This window comes from Sphingobacterium prati, assembly GCF_013167215.1.
GTDB classification, from domain to species: domain Bacteria; phylum Bacteroidota; class Bacteroidia; order Sphingobacteriales; family Sphingobacteriaceae; genus Sphingobacterium; species Sphingobacterium prati.
The window spans coordinates 1-1,091 of the sequence record NZ_JABJWY010000002.1 but is presented as its reverse complement, the minus strand read 5'-3'; the positions used below and the strand labels follow the sequence as shown (position 1 = coordinate 1,091).

At 35.0% G+C, this 1,091-nt stretch carries 1 protein-coding gene; it reads left to right on the top strand.

Translation table 11 applies throughout. The features are described 5' to 3' along the window. Positions 1-230: 230 nt before the first annotated feature. Positions 231-848 carry a hypothetical protein gene (locus HPC41_RS00010; RefSeq protein WP_172391970.1) on the top strand — a complete coding sequence of 206 codons (618 nt, stop codon included), beginning with the start codon at positions 231-233 and terminating at the stop codon, positions 846-848. The last annotated feature ends 243 nt before the right edge of the window (positions 849-1,091 follow it).

Below are 1,091 nucleotides of genomic sequence, written 5' to 3'. Positions count from 1 at the left end.
AATTTGAAATAGTTTTATTGGAGTAAATTATTTTTGATAACTTGAATTGGCTTATTAAATGGACAAGGACTTATATCATCAAAAACTTTTGGTACTACTTTCGGCATGTCCTGCTTTGAAGGTAAATTTGCCGTCGATCTGCATATTTTCCGGTGAGCAATGAGACGATCATTAATAGTCATTGTAAATATCGTTATAACAAGGGTAACTAATTTAAGTACTGGAAAATTATGGTAAATAGAAGTGTGATCAAAAAGCTTTCAGACAACGAACTCGAAAAGTATATAAAACCAGATAGTAGGTCAGTAGCGGATGCTGTTCAATATGCTTATGAGATTTTTAAAGATAGGGGGCGAGATTTTGCTCCCGCTGAATCAGAGCAGATCGAAGCGCTGATTAATAAGAAGCGAGAAGCAGAGTTTGCGGAGGAGAATTCTTGGGATGAGGGAGCTACAACTGATGAAGATGCTATCAAACTATATAAAAATAGCGCGATATTATTTTTTTGCCTGTTTTTTGGAGTTATTTTCGGCGCTGTGCTCCAAGCTTTAAATTTCCTAAGAATAAAAGATATCAAGGGGGCTGTTGTCTCTTTGTTATTTGCAATAGGCTACACTCTGTTACAGATTTATATTATCGATTATATAGGTGGAAACTATATGGACATCACTGATAGTAGTTTTTATATCAGGCTGTTTCTTTCAGGTATTGGAGTAGTCGGCTTATCTCTTATTCGCGGGCTTATGTTTCCGAAAGATCTTAAATATAGAAGCAGGTCTACAGTAGTCCCGGTCGTGGTATCATTTTTAATATTGGCTACTATTTTTATAATGTACACAACAGGCTGATCTTAGTGAAAAGTAAACATGCAAATGAAATCAATTCCATACGATAAGAACGGAATGATTGGAGGTTTTCTGACAAACTGTTGGCTTTCAATCCCGCCCTACTTAGAAATATAAAGGGCATGATAAATGACAAAAATATTATGGCGACAATAAATTGATAATCTGTATTTTGGTTCGCTTGAAGTGCCAAAATAAATCTTGGCACACAAATTATGATAATTAGAAATAAACCAAACTTCCAGT